19 protein-coding genes and 1 riboswitch are annotated in these 17031 nt (G+C 34.8%); of the genes, 2 read left to right on the plus strand and 17 right to left on the minus strand.

Annotated features, from left to right (window positions below):
- Positions 1–212: 212 nt before the first annotated feature.
- From QWC74_RS07525 to QWC74_RS07605, 17 genes are all read right to left on the minus strand, one after another.
- Positions 213–1673, minus strand: a complete 1461-nt coding sequence (locus QWC74_RS07525; RefSeq protein ID WP_006784171.1) for a cobyric acid synthase — start codon at positions 1671–1673, stop codon at positions 213–215.
- A 9-nt stretch (positions 1674–1682) separates the two neighbouring features.
- The gene (locus tag QWC74_RS07530) at positions 1683–2324 is read right to left on the minus strand and encodes a diphthine--ammonia ligase (RefSeq protein ID WP_006784172.1); all 642 of its coding nucleotides are present in this window, start codon (positions 2322–2324) and stop codon (positions 1683–1685) included.
- A gap of 4 nt (positions 2325–2328) precedes the next feature.
- Positions 2329–3084, minus strand: coding sequence for an ABC transporter ATP-binding protein (locus tag QWC74_RS07535; protein ID WP_006784173.1), 756 nt, complete (start codon positions 3082–3084; stop codon positions 2329–2331).
- A 5-nt stretch (positions 3085–3089) separates the two neighbouring features.
- Entirely contained in the window at positions 3090–4118 is a 1029-nt protein-coding gene (locus tag QWC74_RS07540) for an iron ABC transporter permease (protein WP_006784174.1), read from the minus strand.
- Complete coding sequence (locus QWC74_RS07545; RefSeq protein ID WP_006784175.1) at positions 4108–5094, minus strand: ABC transporter substrate-binding protein; 987 nt, start codon at positions 5092–5094, stop codon at positions 4108–4110. The genes QWC74_RS07540 and QWC74_RS07545 overlap by 11 nt, the downstream gene beginning before the upstream one ends.
- Before the next feature lie 157 nt (positions 5095–5251).
- A riboswitch (cobalamin riboswitch) is annotated at positions 5252–5429 on the minus strand.
- Between the two features lie 92 nt (positions 5430–5521).
- Positions 5522–5896 (minus strand): hypothetical protein, encoded by a 375-nt coding sequence (locus QWC74_RS07550; protein ID WP_006784176.1) that lies wholly within the window; start codon positions 5894–5896, stop codon positions 5522–5524.
- Between the two features lie 300 nt (positions 5897–6196).
- Positions 6197–7159: a phosphoglycerate mutase gene (locus QWC74_RS07555; protein ID WP_006784177.1), complete on the minus strand. Its 963-nt coding sequence runs from the start codon at positions 7157–7159 to the stop codon at positions 6197–6199.
- The gene (gene cobD / locus QWC74_RS07560; protein WP_006784178.1) at positions 7156–8220 is read right to left on the minus strand and encodes a threonine-phosphate decarboxylase CobD; all 1065 of its coding nucleotides are present in this window, start codon (positions 8218–8220) and stop codon (positions 7156–7158) included. The genes QWC74_RS07555 and cobD overlap by 4 nt, the downstream gene beginning before the upstream one ends.
- The gene (gene cbiB, locus QWC74_RS07565) at positions 8217–9155 is read right to left on the minus strand and encodes an adenosylcobinamide-phosphate synthase CbiB (protein WP_006784179.1); all 939 of its coding nucleotides are present in this window, start codon (positions 9153–9155) and stop codon (positions 8217–8219) included. Before cbiB ends, cobD begins: the two co-directional genes overlap by 4 nt.
- A 1-nt stretch (position 9156) precedes the next feature.
- Entirely contained in the window at positions 9157–9756 is a 600-nt protein-coding gene (locus tag QWC74_RS07570) for a histidine phosphatase family protein (RefSeq protein ID WP_006784180.1), read from the minus strand.
- Positions 9749–10126, minus strand: a complete 378-nt coding sequence (locus QWC74_RS07575; RefSeq protein ID WP_006784181.1) for a bifunctional adenosylcobinamide kinase/adenosylcobinamide-phosphate guanylyltransferase — start codon at positions 10124–10126, stop codon at positions 9749–9751. Before QWC74_RS07575 ends, QWC74_RS07570 begins: the two co-directional genes overlap by 8 nt.
- The gene (locus tag QWC74_RS07580) at positions 10123–10881 is read right to left on the minus strand and encodes an adenosylcobinamide-GDP ribazoletransferase (RefSeq protein ID WP_006784182.1); all 759 of its coding nucleotides are present in this window, start codon (positions 10879–10881) and stop codon (positions 10123–10125) included. Before QWC74_RS07580 ends, QWC74_RS07575 begins: the two co-directional genes overlap by 4 nt.
- A complete protein-coding gene (locus QWC74_RS07585) occupies positions 10856–11410 on the minus strand; it encodes a bifunctional adenosylcobinamide kinase/adenosylcobinamide-phosphate guanylyltransferase (protein ID WP_006784183.1) in 555 nt (184 codons plus the stop codon). The genes QWC74_RS07580 and QWC74_RS07585 overlap by 26 nt, the downstream gene beginning before the upstream one ends.
- Positions 11407–11937: a cob(I)yrinic acid a,c-diamide adenosyltransferase gene (locus QWC74_RS07590; protein ID WP_006784184.1), complete on the minus strand. Its 531-nt coding sequence runs from the start codon at positions 11935–11937 to the stop codon at positions 11407–11409. Before QWC74_RS07590 ends, QWC74_RS07585 begins: the two co-directional genes overlap by 4 nt.
- Positions 11938–11948: 11 nt before the next feature.
- Positions 11949–13031 carry a nicotinate-nucleotide--dimethylbenzimidazole phosphoribosyltransferase gene (gene cobT, locus QWC74_RS07595; protein WP_006784185.1) on the minus strand — a complete coding sequence of 361 codons (1083 nt, stop codon included), beginning with the start codon at positions 13029–13031 and terminating at the stop codon, positions 11949–11951.
- 368 nt (positions 13032–13399) lie between these two features.
- Positions 13400–14140 carry an Ltp family lipoprotein gene (locus QWC74_RS07600; RefSeq protein WP_006784186.1) on the minus strand — a complete coding sequence of 247 codons (741 nt, stop codon included), beginning with the start codon at positions 14138–14140 and terminating at the stop codon, positions 13400–13402.
- 153 nt (positions 14141–14293) lie between these two features.
- Entirely contained in the window at positions 14294–15415 is a 1122-nt protein-coding gene (locus QWC74_RS07605; RefSeq protein ID WP_006784187.1) for a serine/threonine-protein kinase, read from the minus strand.
- Between the two features lie 168 nt (positions 15416–15583).
- Between QWC74_RS07605 and QWC74_RS07610 the strand changes: the two genes are divergently transcribed.
- Together QWC74_RS07610 and QWC74_RS07615 are read left to right on the plus strand one after the other, a co-directional pair.
- Positions 15584–16024 carry a helix-turn-helix transcriptional regulator gene (locus QWC74_RS07610; protein WP_006784188.1) on the plus strand — a complete coding sequence of 147 codons (441 nt, stop codon included), beginning with the start codon at positions 15584–15586 and terminating at the stop codon, positions 16022–16024.
- 83 nt (positions 16025–16107) lie between these two features.
- Complete coding sequence (locus QWC74_RS07615; RefSeq protein WP_006784189.1) at positions 16108–16914, plus strand: MerR family transcriptional regulator; 807 nt, start codon at positions 16108–16110, stop codon at positions 16912–16914.
- Positions 16915–17031 lie beyond the last annotated feature (117 nt).

The following is a 17031-nucleotide window of genomic DNA, read 5'->3' on the forward strand; positions in this document are numbered from 1 at the left end:
AATATCAGCTCATTGAACAATTTCTTATCGCTTCATAAATAAAAAAACACCTAAATGACAGAGGATAAATATTAAAACTCTATTTATCATTTCATTTAGGTATTTTCATTAAGCTCTATTTTAAATTGGACTTTATATTATTCGACTTGAATTGGTTAATTCACTCTAAAAAAACAAATCCATAGATATTAACTATCCTTCAAAATATAGATTTAATTTAATAGGGTTTCAATGTATTCCATATCAACATTCTCTTTTAAAAGCTCGCATAGTTGATCGTACTGTGACATTTTATAATCTTTATAATTCATTTGATTTTTTATTTCTAGATTTAATTTTTGTTTAAGTTGATTGATTAACTTAAGAGCAAAGTCACCTTCATCGAATAATCCATGAATGTAGGTTCCAAAGACATTTCCTTCTTTATTTTTCATCCCAAGGACGACATCATTCTCATCTTTAATCCAGATGTTTTCAGAATTCGTTGTGAAACTCATGCCATTATGGATTTCATATCCATTGATTTGATTTCCATCTAAATCAAATCCACACACTTGTTTCGTTGTTTTTATCGGATTAAATTCAGTGATCATTTCAAGTAAGCCAAGTCCCGCTTCCTCACGCGGATTTCCTTCGACACCTTTTGGGTCTTTAACGATTTGGCCAAGCATTTGATAACCACCACAAATTCCAAAAACTAAGGTTCCTTGTGTTCGTTGAAACTCAATTCCATTGGCAAAACCACTTTGTTTTAAATAGATTAAATCATCAATCGTATTTTTACTTCCTGGAATGATAATTAAATGAGCCCCTTCTAATTCTCTTGGGTTAAAGACATAGCGGACACTGACATCTGGCAATCGATTAAGAGCATTAAAATCTGTAAAATTCGACATGTGTGGAAGTCGAATCACCGCAATATCAACACCGCTCCCTCTTTTGGTCTGAACTCTGTCCGTTGCGCCGTCTTCTTCTTCAATGTCTAATTCAAAATAAGGTAAGACGCCAAGTACTGGGATGTTAATCAGGTCTTCAATTTGCTTCATCGCATCCTTAAAGTACTCGACTTTACCGCGAAACTTATTGATGATAATTCCTTTAACACGTGCTCGCTCGTCTTCCTCAAGCAACATAATCGTTCCAACAATTGAGGCAAAAACGCCGCCTTTATCAATATCAGCAACTAAAATAACGGGCGCATCTGCCATCTTTGCCGTATGAAAATTTGCAATATCTGTTGCTTTTAAGTTAATTTCAGCGCAACTTCCTGATCCCTCTAAAACGATTAGGTCATGATTTTGTGCTAACTGTTTGTAGGCTAGTGCCGCCTGTTCCTTTAAATATTTATTTAAGTCATGATACTGATAGGCATCCATCGTACAGTGAACTTTACCTCGAACAATGACTTGTGTTTTATAACCCACACTCGGTTTCATTAGAATTGGATTCATGTCTGCAACCGGTTCGATTTCGCAACTTTCGGCTTGTACCACTTGAGCACGTCCAATTTCATCGCCATCTTTTGTCACATAAGAATTAAGTGAAATATTCAGAGCTTTATACGGTGCAACGCTATATCCTTGCTTTTTAAAATAGCGACAAAACGCTGCCGCTAGAGTACTTTTTCCAACTGATGAGGCTGTTCCAAGTAACATGATTCGTTTTGTCTTCATGTTGTTTACCTACTTAATATCTAAATAACCGTGTGTCTCGGTTAAAATATTTTCGCCAACTTCAAATGAAACAGGATAAGAGAATAATGGCCCATCATAGACAAAACTATGATACTCACCATTTTCACCACATGCATCAGACCCCGTTGCTTTAATTTTCTCAACTAATTCTTTCGTTAAGACCTTGCCTAAAAATTCTTCACCTAAACATTCTAACTTCACATTTTTTAAAACCGTTGTAAACCCTAAATCAATAAATTCATGCGTTAACGCTTCACGATCTTCTAACCATAAAGGAAAGACTGCCTCAAGTCCAACTGCTTCACAACGATCCGTACACCAAGTACGATGGGCTTCTAAATCAATATCTCCAAAAACACAAGCCTCGGCGCCCTGTTCTTTGGCTTTACCTAGTGCTTCTTCAAACGTTTCTTTATAATTATCCCCAATACTTTCAACCAATAAAAGCGGAATATTTAATGACTTTGATACTTCTTCAAGTAGATGCTTAGGAACACCGTGAAACCAACTACGACATACCTTTTTATCCACTGTAATTAATAAAGCTAACGGTTCATGTCCTGCTTTAATCATACGATATAATGATAGCGTACTGTCTTTTCCACAGCTATATGACATAACAAATTTCATAACCTTATCTCCATTTCTCTAACGCTTCTAACATAAAGTTTTTGATATTAATTCCGTAAACATCAAGTAATCTTTCTTCATCTAAAACATCTTTTGAAAGACCAGATGCCACGACTTGTCCGTCCTTAATCATGATGACCTCTTCACTAAACATTTGAACTAAATTCAAGTCATGCAAAACGGCAATCACAGTTTTTCCCTGCTCCTTTGTCCATTGATTAATATGGTCCAAAATTTCAATCTGATATTTTAAATCTAAATGATTCGTCGGTTCATCAAGTAAAATGATGTCAGGTTCTTGAGCAAATGCGCGTGCTAAATAAACGCGCTGCAATTGACCACCTGATAATTCATTGATGAGTTTATCCTTTTCCGCTTCTAATCCGACTCGTTTAATACAATCGAGCACAATCTCTTTATCACGTTTTGATAGTGTGGAAAACAGTCCGGTTGAATGAGCATATCTTCCTAGTGAGACGGTTTCATACACGGTATAAGGAAAATAAAGGTCTGATGATTGCGTCATGAAGGCAATCTTTTTAGCAAGATGCTTTCGTTTGATGTGTTTAATATTCTGACCTTCTAATAGAATTTCTCCTTCATAATCTAGAAGGTTGGCAATTGCTTTTAAAATCGTTGTTTTTCCACAACCATTAGGCCCCACAATACATTGAGTTTGACCTTTTTTTATGTGTAGGTTAACGTCTTTAACAACTATTTTTCCATCATATCCACAATTGAGTTGATTAATTTTTAACATTTGACTCACCTACTTCTCTTACTGAAATATAGATAAGCAAAGAATGGGGCTCCAATTAAAGCGGTAATAGCTCCAACAGGAAGTTCGGATGGGGAGATAATCGTTCTAGCAACTAAATCTGTTAACACCATGAAAGATCCACCAAAAACGATACACATTGGAATGACCCATTTATGATTTGAACCGACCAGTTTCCTTACGACATGCGGTGTGATTAAATCGATAAAACCAATCGTCCCACTTAAAGCAATCGCACTTCCAGTTAAAATTGCAACTGCTACAATGAGGTTTGTTTTAACTTTTTTGGTTTCAACTCCGACGCTTTTTGCTTGATCTTCTCCGAAACTTAAAACGTCCATTTCTTTACAATATTTTAAAACGATAAAAAGACCGACGATAAAAAATGGGATAATAGCTCTCACATAGGGCCATCCCCGCATCGCAAATGAGCCCATTTGCCACATCGTTATTTGAGTAATATTCTCACTATTTAAAGCAGTTATGGTTGTGAGCATGGCATTTGTAAATAATGAAAATACCATTCCAGCAAGTATCATTGTATTATTTGAGAGCCCACGATCTACTTTGTTCGCGAATAAAATAACTGAAAAAACAGTGGCTAACCCACAAATAAACCCGATAACAGGTAAGGCCATATTCCCAACCAATGGAATTGAAAACCCTAGGATAATGTAAAGTCCAACACCAAGCGATGCTCCAGATGAGACGCCGAGTGTGTAAGGTGAGGCAAGTGGATTTTTTAGAATGGATTGAATGACAGCTCCACTAACAGCGAGAGAGGCTCCGACTAAAAAAGCGAGTAAGACGCGTGGTAATCGAATGACCCAAATGATTGAGACATCTTTATTTTGGATATTTTCGAGTAGCGGGAGATTAAATAGTTTATGCCCTATAATCGATAAGATATCAAGAAAGTCAATGTTCGAACTTCCGATGATGGTTCCGATACATATAATTAATACTACTAACGGAATCGCTAGTAGTATTAAAAGTTTGCGTTTATTAGTTTGCATAGTATTCAGGATAAACAGCCTGTGCAATTTCTTTTAAAGCTTTAATCACGTTTTGGCTACCACGTGATGAGGCATTTTTATCGATTAAATAAATGGCATCATTTTCAACCGCTGTGATTGTTTCAAATCCCGCACGTTCTTTAATTAATTGAGTCGCATTATCTAAGTAAGTTTCATTTGTCAAGATAACATCTGGATTAGCTGTAATAACCGCTTCCTCACTTGGTGAAATCCATCCTTCTTCATCAGCTAAAATATTTGTTGCGCCTACTGTTTCAATTAATTCATTAATAAATGTTGAATGACCAAAGCTATATAATTTTGATGATGAACCAATTTCAAAGTACACTGTTTTTTTATCTGTGATGGTATCACCAACGGCTTTAATAGCAGCTACTTCTTGTTTCATTTCATCAATTAATTCTTGTCCTTCTGTTTCTTTATTTGTTACATCCGCAATAAAAGCAATATCCTCATAAATTCCTTCAATGCTATCACTACTTGGGATATATACTACTGTAATTCCCGCTTCTTTTAATAAAGCGTAAGGATCTTCATCTCCTACTTTGTTATGTCCTGATGCAATAATAATATCAGGTTGCATTTCAATAATTGCTTCTGAATCTGGGTTTCTAAAATCGATGACTTCAGCATCTGCTGGAATTCCTTCGATATCTGTTGAATATTTATCCACACCAACTAGGTTATCAGCTAATTCTAGTGCAATTAATACTTCCGTATTAGATGGTGCAGTTGATAAAATGCGCTCAATCGAAACTGGCGCTTCAAATTCATTTCCTTCACGGTCTACCATTTTTGAAGATGTTGCATCTGAGTTTTGTGCTTGCTCAACTGGCGTTTGTGTTTGTTCAGTTGTTTCTTTGTTTTCGGGTGCTTCTGTTTGACACCCTGCTAATGACATCATTGTAACAAATGCCACTAAAGATGATGACACGATTTGTTTAAACTTTTTCATACTTCTCCTCCAAGTTTTAAAATTTTGAGGTTCATATGATACGTATGAAATTAACATAAAAAAACATACCACATTAAGGTATGACTACATTAAATTCTTTTACCTAATGACTTAAGTAAAATCACGTACGTATCCCATTATCCCATCCTCAGGGGATAATAGCACTCGCATATCAGGCAAGTCTCCCGACTTTGCATCATCCGCCGTCTTCCCTTCCCACATCAATTGATGCAGTGGCTCACTAAGACATTGTCCGCTTCACGGTTACTGAGATAGTTGAAGAATTTCACTTCATTCCTTATTAAGATCATATCACCTGCTATGAGTCCATGACTAATCAAGTATAGTCGTTACACTTCTATTTGTCAAATTTGTCTAATGATAGCCAATTACCTAACACTTTATGAATCATACCCAATCTTTATTCTCAATTGATTTGTAATTGGTTTTCCTTCGTTATTTTTAACGTTTCTGCCGTATTGAAATCATAAACTAAGCGGCTAATCTCAGCATAACTCACCACATGGTCATCTTTTAGAGCTATAACTAAATGAATAGTATCTGAATACTCAATCGCTGTCTCATGCTTAAAACGAGTTCCAATTGTTTCCTCAACTTTTTCAAGTGGTGTATATGGATGAAAGATCCATACTATATCCCAATCAGTAGGAAAAAACATTGAAAAATCTACCGTATCACCGTCGACACACTCTAAAAACTTCTCATCATCCAACTTAATAGCTTGTGATGTGCATCCTGTTAATAGCATACTTATTAAAATCATCATCCACCATTTACTCATCCTATCCCTCATTTCAATTCTCATCATAACATCTAAATTAATTTCAAAAAAGAGTTTATTTTAGTTCTAAATCTAATACTATTCCCATACATTGTAGAGAAGATTAAGTTACTGGGGTACGGCTTAATCTTACAAACTCCTTTAGTTTTATTACTTTATTTTCCTTTGGGTGTGTGTGTTGCTTCTTATGTTTACGTTTTGAATTTTTACAAACCGAAATGAATTCCTTTTTGAATTCTTTCACTGCCATGTTTTAATCAAAAAAAGACTGCTTTTCCTTGCCACGAAAAGCAGTCTTTTTTATTTTTCTAAAACTATTTCCCACATCGGCACCTTCCCTACCTCATGTTTCCCAGTTTTAGAATCGGTACGATGATCACATGTTATATAAATCATTGTATCACTGAGTTGATTGACTAACGGTAAAATGAATTGGGTATTTATTTTTTCTAAGAAGGCTAACTTACCCGCAAAATCTTTTTGATGAGCTAATTCATCAAGTCCATTAATATGCACAATTAAAACATCCACTTCTTGAATTAAAGAAAGGGCTACTTCAAGCTTTTGAACTAAATCTGTATTTTCATAACCTGTTGCTAGGCTTGGTTTAATTGATTTCATACCAAGCGCTAATCCCATTCCCGCTACTAAATCAATCCCACTTACCACTGCTCCAACTTTTTGATATCGATCATAAAAAGATGGAAGATGAACCACCGTAGATAATCCCCAAGGCCATAGCATGCAACCGTTTAATCCGTGTTGATTAAAAACAGCTTTAGAGTCCTTCATCAGTTTTTGAAGTCGCCAATCCTTTGGTATTAAAGTATCAAGGTCTTCACCTACATGAAAATGTGGCGGGTATAACTTAATATCTGAGGAAAAATTTTTTAGAAGCAATAAATTTTTATACGTGTCACCCGCATACAACGTTCCATCCGGTACGTGAATTTCTTGAAGGATACTTTCAATGTTTGACGGCAATCTTCCACCAGTAAAGTCTACTAATTTTCCATCCTCAACTCGTACAATATTACATCTTAATACAACTTCATTTTCCTGAAGAGAAATCCCATTTGCAAGAGCTTCGTAATAGGCACGTTCACCAATCTCAAACTGATTAGACGAATAACCAAGCAGATTAAAAATACAATTTAAACTATCCAGATCACGATTCAAAACCGAAAAATCACACCAGGATGTCGGATTAAAGTCAAGCTGCTCTTCCATCAAACCATCTAAAATAATTAGCACTTCTTTCATATCAAAATGCCCTCTAACGCGTTAATTAGCGCTAAATTTTCTGCTCGTGTGCGCACTGCAACCCGATAAAACCCTGCTGATAACCCTACATAATTATCACAGCTACGAATTAAAATCCCATCCTTTAATAATTCCTGTTTCAAATCCAATGACACTTTACATTTGAAAAATAAGAAGTTTACCGCCCCACGATACACTGTCAATGAGTCAAATTTTTCAAGAGCTGTGTATAGGAATTCATTTTCTTCTTTAACATAGGTCAGAGTTTTAGAGATATACTCTGTTTGAGTTAACGCCACCTGAGCTCCGAAATTAGCGACCGTATTAATCGCCCACGGTACCGCGATTTTATTGATTTGTTCAATCAGATGTTGATCACTTAAAACACCATATCCCACCCGAATACCTGGAAAGGCGAAAAACTTCGTCAGTGATTTAACTACGATCAACTGTTTAAATTGATTCACATCACTTATCATACAGTAGTCTTCTTTGTTCTCAACAAAATCTAAAAATGATTCATCCACTACGACTTTTGTCTTAGTTTGGACTGCTTTCTTTAAAACTTTTAAGATGAATTCTTTCGGTGTTAAAACACCGGTTGGATTATTTGGATTACAAATAAATAAAACATCAATCCCTTCCTTTATCGCGTCTATAAAACCATCTTCTAACTTAAAATCTTCTTTTAAAATATAATGCTCTATCTGACACTCCATCGATTTTAGGGCATCTTCATACTCTGAAAATGTCGGTGCAAACAACAATGCTTTTTTAGGTTGAAGTGCACGAACAACATTAAAAATCACTTCTGCTGCTCCATTTCCAAGTATGATTTGTTCTTCCTTTATATTTTCATAATTCGCAATAGCCCGTTTTAAATCATAGTACGTGATATCAGGATAATGAACAATGTTATCTAATGATTGAATCATGGCCTCTAACACATTCGGACATAGTCCAAGAGGATTAATATTTGCCGAGAAATCAATGATGCTATCTTCAAAAATTCCGTGTAATCTCGCAATCTGTGCAATGTTTCCACCATGGCCTAAGTTCATCTCACCACTCCTCCAATTAATAAGGCAACAATTAATCCTAAAAAACTCACCGTTGTTAAAATCATATTCGTTTGATATAAATCTTTCATTTCAATCGCTTTTGTTTCGTCGCCAATCGTCGGTTTTTCAACCAGTTTACTGAAATAATAATTCGCTCCTCCTAGCTTAATTCCTAAGGCTCCTGCTACTGCAGCTTCTGGATGTGCGCTATTTGGACTGGTATGATTATAACGATCACGCTGATAAATCTGATAACTTTGTTTATAATCTAATCCTAAAATAAATGATGCAATGATAATCAAATAGCCCGTTAATCTAGCTGGAATATAATTAAATAAATCATCCATTTTAGCTGAAACAAAACCAAATTCAAGGTATTTCTCATTTTTATAACCAAACATCGAATCACACGTATTGACTGCTTTATACGCCATCGCAAGCGGCGCACCACCAAGTCCTGCAAATAAAATCGGAGCAATAATGCCATCTGACATATTTTCTGCCACTGTTTCAATCACTGCACGAACAATTGAAGTTTCATCAAGTGATGCCGTGTCACGTCCGACAATATATGATAATTGATGACGCGCTTTTTCAATATCACCGGACTCTAACGTTTTAATCACTTTAAGTCCTTCAACTTTCAGCCCTTTAGCTGAAAGACAGAAATAAATTAAAATACCTTCTACTAAAATCCCGACCATCGGGTGGATAAAGAACGCTATTTTAACGATGATTAACGTGATTAAAAAGGTCGGAACAATAATACAAAGCCACGCAAGTGCTCCTGCTAATTTAAGGTTATTTGAATCTATTTTTCGAAATACACTTTCCAAATTCATCGCCCAACTTCCAATGATTCGAACCGGGTGATATGGATTATGTGGGTCGCCGATGATGACATCAAGGACGAATCCAATCATTAAAGACCACATGCTAAAACTCCTCTAATATCTCTATTTTAATACTTGTCTCTTTTGTAAGACGTAATTTATAACCGCCACCACAACGGGGTTGATACTCATAAAAATGTTTACGTTGATCATAAAACAAATGAAGTAATGTTCCAATCACACCGCCATGACAGACTAACAAAGCCTCTGATTCATGACTTTCTAACAACTCATCCACAAGTAATTCAAGTCCTTTTGAAATTCGTTTATAAAAATCTTGTTTTGACTCTCCTTGTGGACACGAAACTGCTCCCTCTTCATCCATGATCCATTCGATATAGCGCGCATCATCTTTCAACATGTCATACGACTTTCCTTCAAACTCACCGAAATCATATTCCCAAAATAATGGACGCACCTCATAAAAGGTTTGGGGATAAAGGAGTTCAAAGGTTTGATTCGCACGAATTGCACCACTTGTAAAGTTTTTAGCACAAACAGGATAGTTGTAACATTTTTGTTTCTCTTTGATTTCCTTGATGCCGGCTTCGCTTAAAACATCGTTTGTTTTTCCACAGTAAAGTCGTTGTTCATTACTTTTTGTTTTTCCATGTCTGATGACATATAAAATCATATTATTCATCTTTAAGGACCACCTCGATACCACAAAAAATCCGAATAATGCTATTACTTTCACGACTTAAAAATTGCAGGATGCGCCCTACTTCCTCTCTATAAAATCGTTCTTCTTTTTTTAATGGAACGATGCCTGATGAGATTTCATCGCAAACGATGACTTTAGTTTTTAAGTCGTCGAGATGCTCTTCAAAAAATGGTAATGATGAGATGCCATTTAAGGCGTTGTGATAAATAAAGTGGTGAATTCCGTATAGAACTGATTTTGACAAATCAAGGGTGTCTTGAATATAACAAATATCTTCATCCACTACTCTTAATGTTTCTTTTACGTAATTTAATTTTCCGTTATAGGCGCCACCAATTATGAGTTTCATCTTATCACTCCTAAGGTTAGTAATCCGATAAATTCACAAAGAACTAATATATAGCCCGCGACATCTCCGTTAAATCCACCGAGTTGTTTTTGGGTGTTACGTACAAGTAGCAAAGCAGCGATTCCCATGAAAAGGGGAACGGCAATCCCTAATATTCCAACGAGTAGATAGCTCCCCAAAAAGGTGATGAAGTAGATTAGGCTTAAGATAAGAAGGTCAAGGCGCCCAGTTCCTTGTTTAAATAATTTTCCTAGATAGCTTTCACTAATCGTCTCCTTTGTAATTAAAAAGTATCCAACAAGACTTCTTGAAATAATCGGAATGAGAATGAAAAACAGAAAGGATTGTTGATGTGTTAGAAGTGTCTGAAGTGCTGAAAACTGACAAATTAATAATAAGACTAAAGAAATAACAGCAAAGGCACCGACCCGAGAGTCTTTTAATATTCGAATTTTTTCTTCTTGGGAACGTCTTGATAATAAGGCATCACATACATCCATGAACCCATCTAGATGTAAAAATCCTGTCAGTAAAAATGGAATGGCAAGTAAGATAGAGGCGGTTAAAGTTTCCGTGACTTGAAGAGCGGTTAACAACAAAGCCGCCACGTACCAAAGTCCTCCGATGATGAGTCCGATGAAAGGATAAAGTTTCATCATATGACGTGCCGATGATTCATCCCATTCATATTTCGGTAGTGGAATAATCGTGAACATACTGATGGCCATATTAAGTGCGTAATATAAGCTTTTCATGAAGCGCCTCCTTTCCCTTGTGGACAATCGTATTTCCGTAAACACACTCGATGACAACGTCAGCCAATTTTGCGATTTCACAGTTTACATAGCCTAGTTCGCGCCGAAATGTCTCGGTGTACGCATCATAATGAATAGCATCACTAAACAAATAATCTGACACAATGACAAGGTGTTTTGTGTTTATCTTTTTTACGACTTCTAGCATTTGTACACTCACATTTGGATAAAACTCAGCCATTACAAACATTTCATTTGTCATCCACGAGGTTAAGCTATCGAGTAAGATAGTATCCTGTGGATTAATCGTATCGATTATTTTATGAAGCTGTCGCTTTGCTTCTAGTGTTTGAAAAGCGCGACCTTCACGCTTTTGTTGATGAATTTTGATTCGTTGTTGATCTTCCTCATCATGAGGATTCATCGTTGCAATATAATATAGATTTCCGCCTTCATGTAGCATTTGTGCTATTTTTTCAGCATAATCAGATTTTCCACTTTTAGCTCCACCTACTACAAGGATGATCATATTTCAATTCCTACTCGTGCGGGAATCCCTTCTGTAAACGGATGCTTCACAGCCTTTATTTCAGATACATAATGAGCAAGTTCAACTAATTCAACTTTAGGATTACGCCCTGTCATGACAACTTCTAATGATGTTGGCTTATTCTTTAAAAAATCAACGACCAAATGCACAGGAACAAAGTCTAAATTAACCGTCGCAATCAATTCATCTAAAATGAGAACATCATAGTCTTCTTCGACTGCCTTTTTGGTGACTGCTTTAAAACGATTAGTATGTTCTATTTTTACGATTGCTTTTTCTTCTTCTGTCATATTCCAAACAAATTTTTTAGCTGGCTCACCTTTTACAACATGAAAAAATTCTGATAATTTCTCAATCGATTTTAATTCTCCTGTTTTATTACTTTTTAAAAATTGTGTTAACAATACTTTTTTCCCATGACCAACAGCTCTAAGTCCAAGTCCCATTGCAGCACTTGTCTTTCCTTTACCATCCCCACAATAAATATGAATTAATCCGATTTTCATAGTCGGCCTCCTTAAACTTTATAACTTTCTTCATTCCGCACTTCATCTAAATAATCATCATCAATATGCGCTTCATCAAATGTTGCCATGTTATTCATCATAGCCATTGCAAATTCAATCACCGAAAACGCAATGGGACAACCACTCCCCTCCCCTAAACGCATGCTAAGGTTTAGCATAGGTGTCAATCCTAATTGTTCAATCGCTATGTTATAGCCGATTTCTTCTGATTTGTGCGATGGAATGCAATAATCTTTTACATCTTTATTTAATTTAGTTGCCACTAATGCTGCTACAACTGAAATAAAGCCATCAATGACAACGGGGATTTGGTAATAAGCCGCACCTAAAAAGACACCGACCATTCCTGCAATATCAAATCCACCGACTTTAGCAATCACATCAATTGGATCTTGTGGATTTACTTGATTTAACTCAACTGCTCGTTTTACGACGTGCTTTTTTTTCTCATAGGCAGCTTTCGTAATTCCGCCACCTTTTCCAACAAGCTTATCCACAGAAATCCCCGTTAATCCTTTTAAGACAGCAGCTGAGGTTGTGGTATTTCCAATCCCCATTTCACCCACGCCGAGTAATTGGTACCCCTTTTCTCTAGCTTTTTTAACTGCTTCAATTCCAACTTCAATCCCTTGAACCGCCATTTCATGAGACATTGCGGGCCCTTTATAAATATTTTGCGTTCCTTTCGCAAGTTTTTTATGAATGACTCCTGGAATAATTTCGTCAGAATTAATCCCAATATCAATCACCATTAAATCAGCTTTATTTTGAGCTGCCAAAACTGCAACGCCTGTTTTACCTTTAATAAAATTTTTAGTCTGAGCCAATGTTACAAGTTGTGGAGCTGATGCTACGCCTTCTTCAACCACTCCATTATCAGCCGCCATTATGATAATACACTTTTTTTCAATCTTATTTACAACACGTCCTGTAATTCCGGCGATTTGAATTGAAAGATGTTCTAATTCACCTAGACTCCCTAGGGGCTTTGCTAATGAATCAACTCTTTTTTTAGCTAACTTCTTTGTTTCTTGATTAATGGGTTTGATACCTGCGAGGACTGTCTGTAACAAAAAATCTCCTCCTAACTTTTCTTTTTAAACGTTCACTTTCTCATTCATTTTACAAGATTATCTGAAGGCTTGCATCCTTTATTGTTTATAAACGACAAAAAAAGCCTACCTTACAACTATAAGATAGACTCTCAAATGAAATTTAAATAACATAACAACTACTAATTAATGATTTCCCCACAAAATCATTTCAACTACACACCAAACACTTTTAAAGGCAATTAGAATATGAACCACTCTTTTATTATAACTAGAATCAAATTAAAATTGGTCTGCTACAGGCAGACAAACTATTAATTTGATAAATAATATTTTCATTAATAAAGAGCAAAAAAAAGGAGCGTCAAACGCTCCTAGAAATTTATGAGTTATTGAAGATGATCAATTGCGTATTGTGCTTCCTCCGCTGTAAACTTCTCTCCATATTCTGATGTTAATTGATCATAAATAGCGCTCGGAGACATAGACATCATTTTTTGATAAGTTTCTGCTTTTTTTAACGCATTTTCCTCCCAATCCGCTTTTACATTATCCACCGCGTACTGTGCTTCTTCTGCTGTAAACTTCTCCCCGTATTCTGATGTTAATTGATCATAAACACCAGCTTTAGACATATTCATGGTATTGCTATACGTTGTTGCTTTTTTTAATGCATTTTCTTTCCAATCAACTTGCACATTATCAATGGCATATTGGGCAGCTTCTGGTGAAAATTTCTCTCCATATTCCGATGTTAGTTGATCGTATACTCCTGCCTTAGACATATTCATGATATCGCTGTATGTTGTTGCCTTTTTTAGGGCTGATTTGTATTCTGTTGGAATATTTTCTTCCACTTTTTCCTCTACTTGAGTAGTATTTTCTGTTTTTTGAGTAGTCTCTTCTACTTTATTTACTTGATCCACTTCTTGTTCAATAGTTTGATTTGATTCTGAATGATTTGATGAATCTTCCCCACCGAAAGCTCCAATCATGACAAATAAAATAATCAACCAAAACCACCATTTTTTATAAAATGATTTTTTATTTTTCGCCCCACATTCTGGACATACTTTAGCCTTAGATGCTATTTCTTTAGAACACGTTTTACATTTAATCATTTTTCCCATTATTCAGGTCCTCCTTCGTTTTTTTACTTCTCTATGCGATGATATATAACTTAATTAGATCAGTATCGATTGAAATGACACCTATTGATTATACAAATAACCTAAACCAAAAGGGTCTGCTAGGAGCAGACCCTTTTGGTTTAATATAAAAAATTAGCGTTTCAAAAAATCATTAAGTAATCCCCAAATCATGAATATAATAAAATTATAAACCATTAATCCAGTCAATAAATTATCTTTTATACCCGGAAGTCTCTGTTGAAGCTGTTTATAATTACTGTTGAGTAACGTCATACTAATTAAACAGATAACGAGTGATACATTTTCAATCCAAGTAATGATTGAAGTACCTTGAGTTCCCCCAAATATTAAAAACAGATACCAAAGCGTCGCAATAATGACAAATAGTAGATTTCCACGTCGGTATCCTGGAATTTGTCTAATTTCTTTTAAAACAAGATTTTTAGGTTCCTTGTTAGGAAGAATGTTTAAAAAGTCTAAACAAGATAAATATAGGTTAACTTGTTGCCTAATTAATGATTCTTTTAGTTCTATTGGCCTATGAATCAGTTTGGATAAGTCTGACTTTAATTCATGCACATTTTGATATCGATCATTCGGTGAGAGTTTCGTACATTTATCGATGATTCTCCCAATCTTAGATCGATTTTTTTGATACATATCACCAGTTGTTAATACATTTAGTAACACACCAATCGAGTAAATATCACTGCGTGCATCCGTTTGTTCAAATCCAAATTGCTCAGGTGAAGCGTAACCTTTAGTTCCTAAAATGTGTGTATCGAGCTGGCGATTATTTTGGTAAACACGCGATACATCAAAATCAATCAGTTTCAAAACTCCGTCTGCACTAATCATGACATTGGATGGTTTAATATCGCGGTGGATAATTGGGGGTTTTTGATTGTGTAGTACTTCTAGTACTTCACATAAGCGAATTCCACATTTAATCGTAAAACTTTCATCTAACGGCTCATTCATATATTCTTGTAAGGTTCGTCCGTTGATAAATTCCTCGATAACAATTAAACAATCTTCACATTCAAATATCTCTTCTATTTTTGGAAGATGTCGATTTTTAATATGTTGTAATTTTCGATAAACATCTAGATTATAATTTTTCAGAATTTTCTTAATATAAATTTTACTTGTTAACGAATTTTGAACAAGTAAAACGTCACTTTTAGGTGAATGATTTAATTCAACTAATGTTTCATATAATGAAATTTGATATTCTTGTTCTAGTTGATCCATATAATCCCCTTAACATTGATTTAAAGTTTAACTCATTATACTATTATACTATACAAGTCCAAGTAAGTTTTTAACAGCGTAAAAACTTTTGACTAAATTAAATTTCTAGGACCTAGGAACGATCAAACTATTTCTGTAAATATATAATTTGTGATTTGAGGTGTGAATATGAGCGATAAAAAAACGACAGAGCTTGATACAATATTAAACTTTATTGAAGATGAGAAAATGTTAGATGACTACTTAAAACTTCAATTACCCAAAAACACATTAACGTTTATCAATTATCTTGAGGAAATTCGTTCAAACAAAAACTTAAAGAAAGGCTTGTGGATTGAACAAGCTGATATTTCACGTTCTTATGCATATCAGATTTTTAATGGAACTAAATCTCCTAGTCGCGATACCATTTTAAAATTATGTATTAGCGGTGGTTTTTCCCTTGAGGAGACTAATAAAGCTTTGACTCTTGGCGGATTTAATAAGTTGTACGCTAAGAATCGTCGTGATTCTTTATTAATTTTTGCACTGAATAAACAGTTAAATCTGATTAATACGAATTTATTTTTAGATCGTTATGAACAAGATTCCCTTGGAAATATCGATTAAAAGATAGGTTTTATAGCAATTCCTCTTATCTTTTGATAAAATGAAGTGCATATCATTTGACAAATATTTTTTAAGGGGAAGTTATGGAGAATTATAAGATTGGACAATTAACTAAGACAATGGGAGTGTCTCCTCATTTATTAAAGCATTATGAAAAATTTGATTTAATTATTCCAACGAAAGACCATGAAACTAATTATCGTTATTATGATTTTGGGCAGTTTGGAAGATTGATTCAATCTAAAAAATTTCGTAATATAGGTTTTTCGATTAAGGATACTTCTGACTTAGTTAAAGGAATTGATAATACAAAACTAAATGAGATGCTATCAAAGCATATTGACTCTCTTCAAGTTGAAATTGAAAATTTAAAATTACAACAAAAGTTGGCGATAGATTTATATGATTCGAGTGTAGAATGTGATGAAAGATTAAATCAATGGTTCATTGAAATGATGCCAACTCGATATATTTTAATCCAGAGTGATAATAAAAGATTAATTGAAGAACACCATAGTTTAATCGGAGAAATTAATTTAATTGATCATGCCCCAATTACAGAGTCGTTATTATATATTCCAAAGTCTAATTTAAAGACGGAGGATTTTAGTTATCACTGGTGTTTGGGGATTTCACAAACTGCACTAGATTTTTTACAGTTAGCAGTTGATGAACGATTTATTCGTATAGATTCTTGTCGTGTTTTTACAACTTATTTAAAAGTTAAGATCCCGTATACTGAAAACAAAGTTCTAATTCATGCGATTAAGGAAATCTTCACTGCGTATCCGTTTCATTGTAGTGGGGATATCATCGCTATCTTATTAAAATCGACTTGCGAGGATGAGATTCTGTATCAATATTTTAAAATATATATTCCAATCGACTAACCTGTGTCCTACACTCGGGTTAGTTTTTTTTTATGCTGATTTGAGAATCTGTGTCTATTCCAAATATGTAAATTAATTAGAAAATGAATAAAAAAAGTAGATTTTTTATATTAATTT

Source organism: uncultured Turicibacter sp., from assembly GCF_938044715.1.
Lineage (GTDB): Bacteria > Bacillota_I > Bacilli_A > MOL361 > Turicibacteraceae > Turicibacter > Turicibacter sanguinis.

Excerpts from the sequence above, each read along its gene's own strand:
- QWC74_RS07590 (WP_006784184.1), bottom strand. The coding sequence starts at position 11,937 with ATGAAAATCGGATTAATTCATATTTATTGTGGGGATGGTAAAGGAAAG.
- QWC74_RS07530 (WP_006784172.1), bottom strand. The coding sequence starts at position 2,324 with ATGAAATTTGTTATGTCATATAGCTGTGGAAAAGACAGTACGCTATCA.
- cbiB (WP_006784179.1), bottom strand. The coding sequence starts at position 9,155 with ATGTGGTCTTTAATGATTGGATTCGTCCTTGATGTCATCATCGGCGAC.
- QWC74_RS07605 (WP_006784187.1), bottom strand. The coding sequence starts at position 15,415 with ATGGATCAACTAGAACAAGAATATCAAATTTCATTATATGAAACATTA.
- QWC74_RS07580 (WP_006784182.1), bottom strand. The coding sequence starts at position 10,881 with ATGAAAAGCTTATATTACGCACTTAATATGGCCATCAGTATGTTCACG.
- QWC74_RS07600 (WP_006784186.1), bottom strand. The coding sequence starts at position 14,140 with ATGGGAAAAATGATTAAATGTAAAACGTGTTCTAAAGAAATAGCATCT.
- QWC74_RS07555 (WP_006784177.1), bottom strand. The coding sequence starts at position 7,159 with ATGAAAGAAGTGCTAATTATTTTAGATGGTTTGATGGAAGAGCAGCTT.
- QWC74_RS07610 (WP_006784188.1), top strand. The coding sequence starts at position 15,584 with ATGAGCGATAAAAAAACGACAGAGCTTGATACAATATTAAACTTTATT.
- QWC74_RS07535 (WP_006784173.1), bottom strand. The coding sequence starts at position 3,084 with ATGTTAAAAATTAATCAACTCAATTGTGGATATGATGGAAAAATAGTT.
- QWC74_RS07540 (WP_006784174.1), bottom strand. The coding sequence starts at position 4,118 with ATGCAAACTAATAAACGCAAACTTTTAATACTACTAGCGATTCCGTTA.
- QWC74_RS07585 (WP_006784183.1), bottom strand. The coding sequence starts at position 11,410 with ATGATCATCCTTGTAGTAGGTGGAGCTAAAAGTGGAAAATCTGATTAT.
- QWC74_RS07570 (WP_006784180.1), bottom strand. The coding sequence starts at position 9,756 with ATGAATAATATGATTTTATATGTCATCAGACATGGAAAAACAAAAAGT.
- QWC74_RS07550 (WP_006784176.1), bottom strand. The coding sequence starts at position 5,896 with ATGAGTAAATGGTGGATGATGATTTTAATAAGTATGCTATTAACAGGA.
- QWC74_RS07575 (WP_006784181.1), bottom strand. The coding sequence starts at position 10,126 with ATGAAACTCATAATTGGTGGCGCCTATAACGGAAAATTAAATTACGTA.
- QWC74_RS07615 (WP_006784189.1), top strand. The coding sequence starts at position 16,108 with ATGGAGAATTATAAGATTGGACAATTAACTAAGACAATGGGAGTGTCT.
- QWC74_RS07545 (WP_006784175.1), bottom strand. The coding sequence starts at position 5,094 with ATGAAAAAGTTTAAACAAATCGTGTCATCATCTTTAGTGGCATTTGTT.
- cobD (WP_006784178.1), bottom strand. The coding sequence starts at position 8,220 with ATGAACTTAGGCCATGGTGGAAACATTGCACAGATTGCGAGATTACAC.
- QWC74_RS07525 (WP_006784171.1), bottom strand. The coding sequence starts at position 1,673 with ATGAAGACAAAACGAATCATGTTACTTGGAACAGCCTCATCAGTTGGA.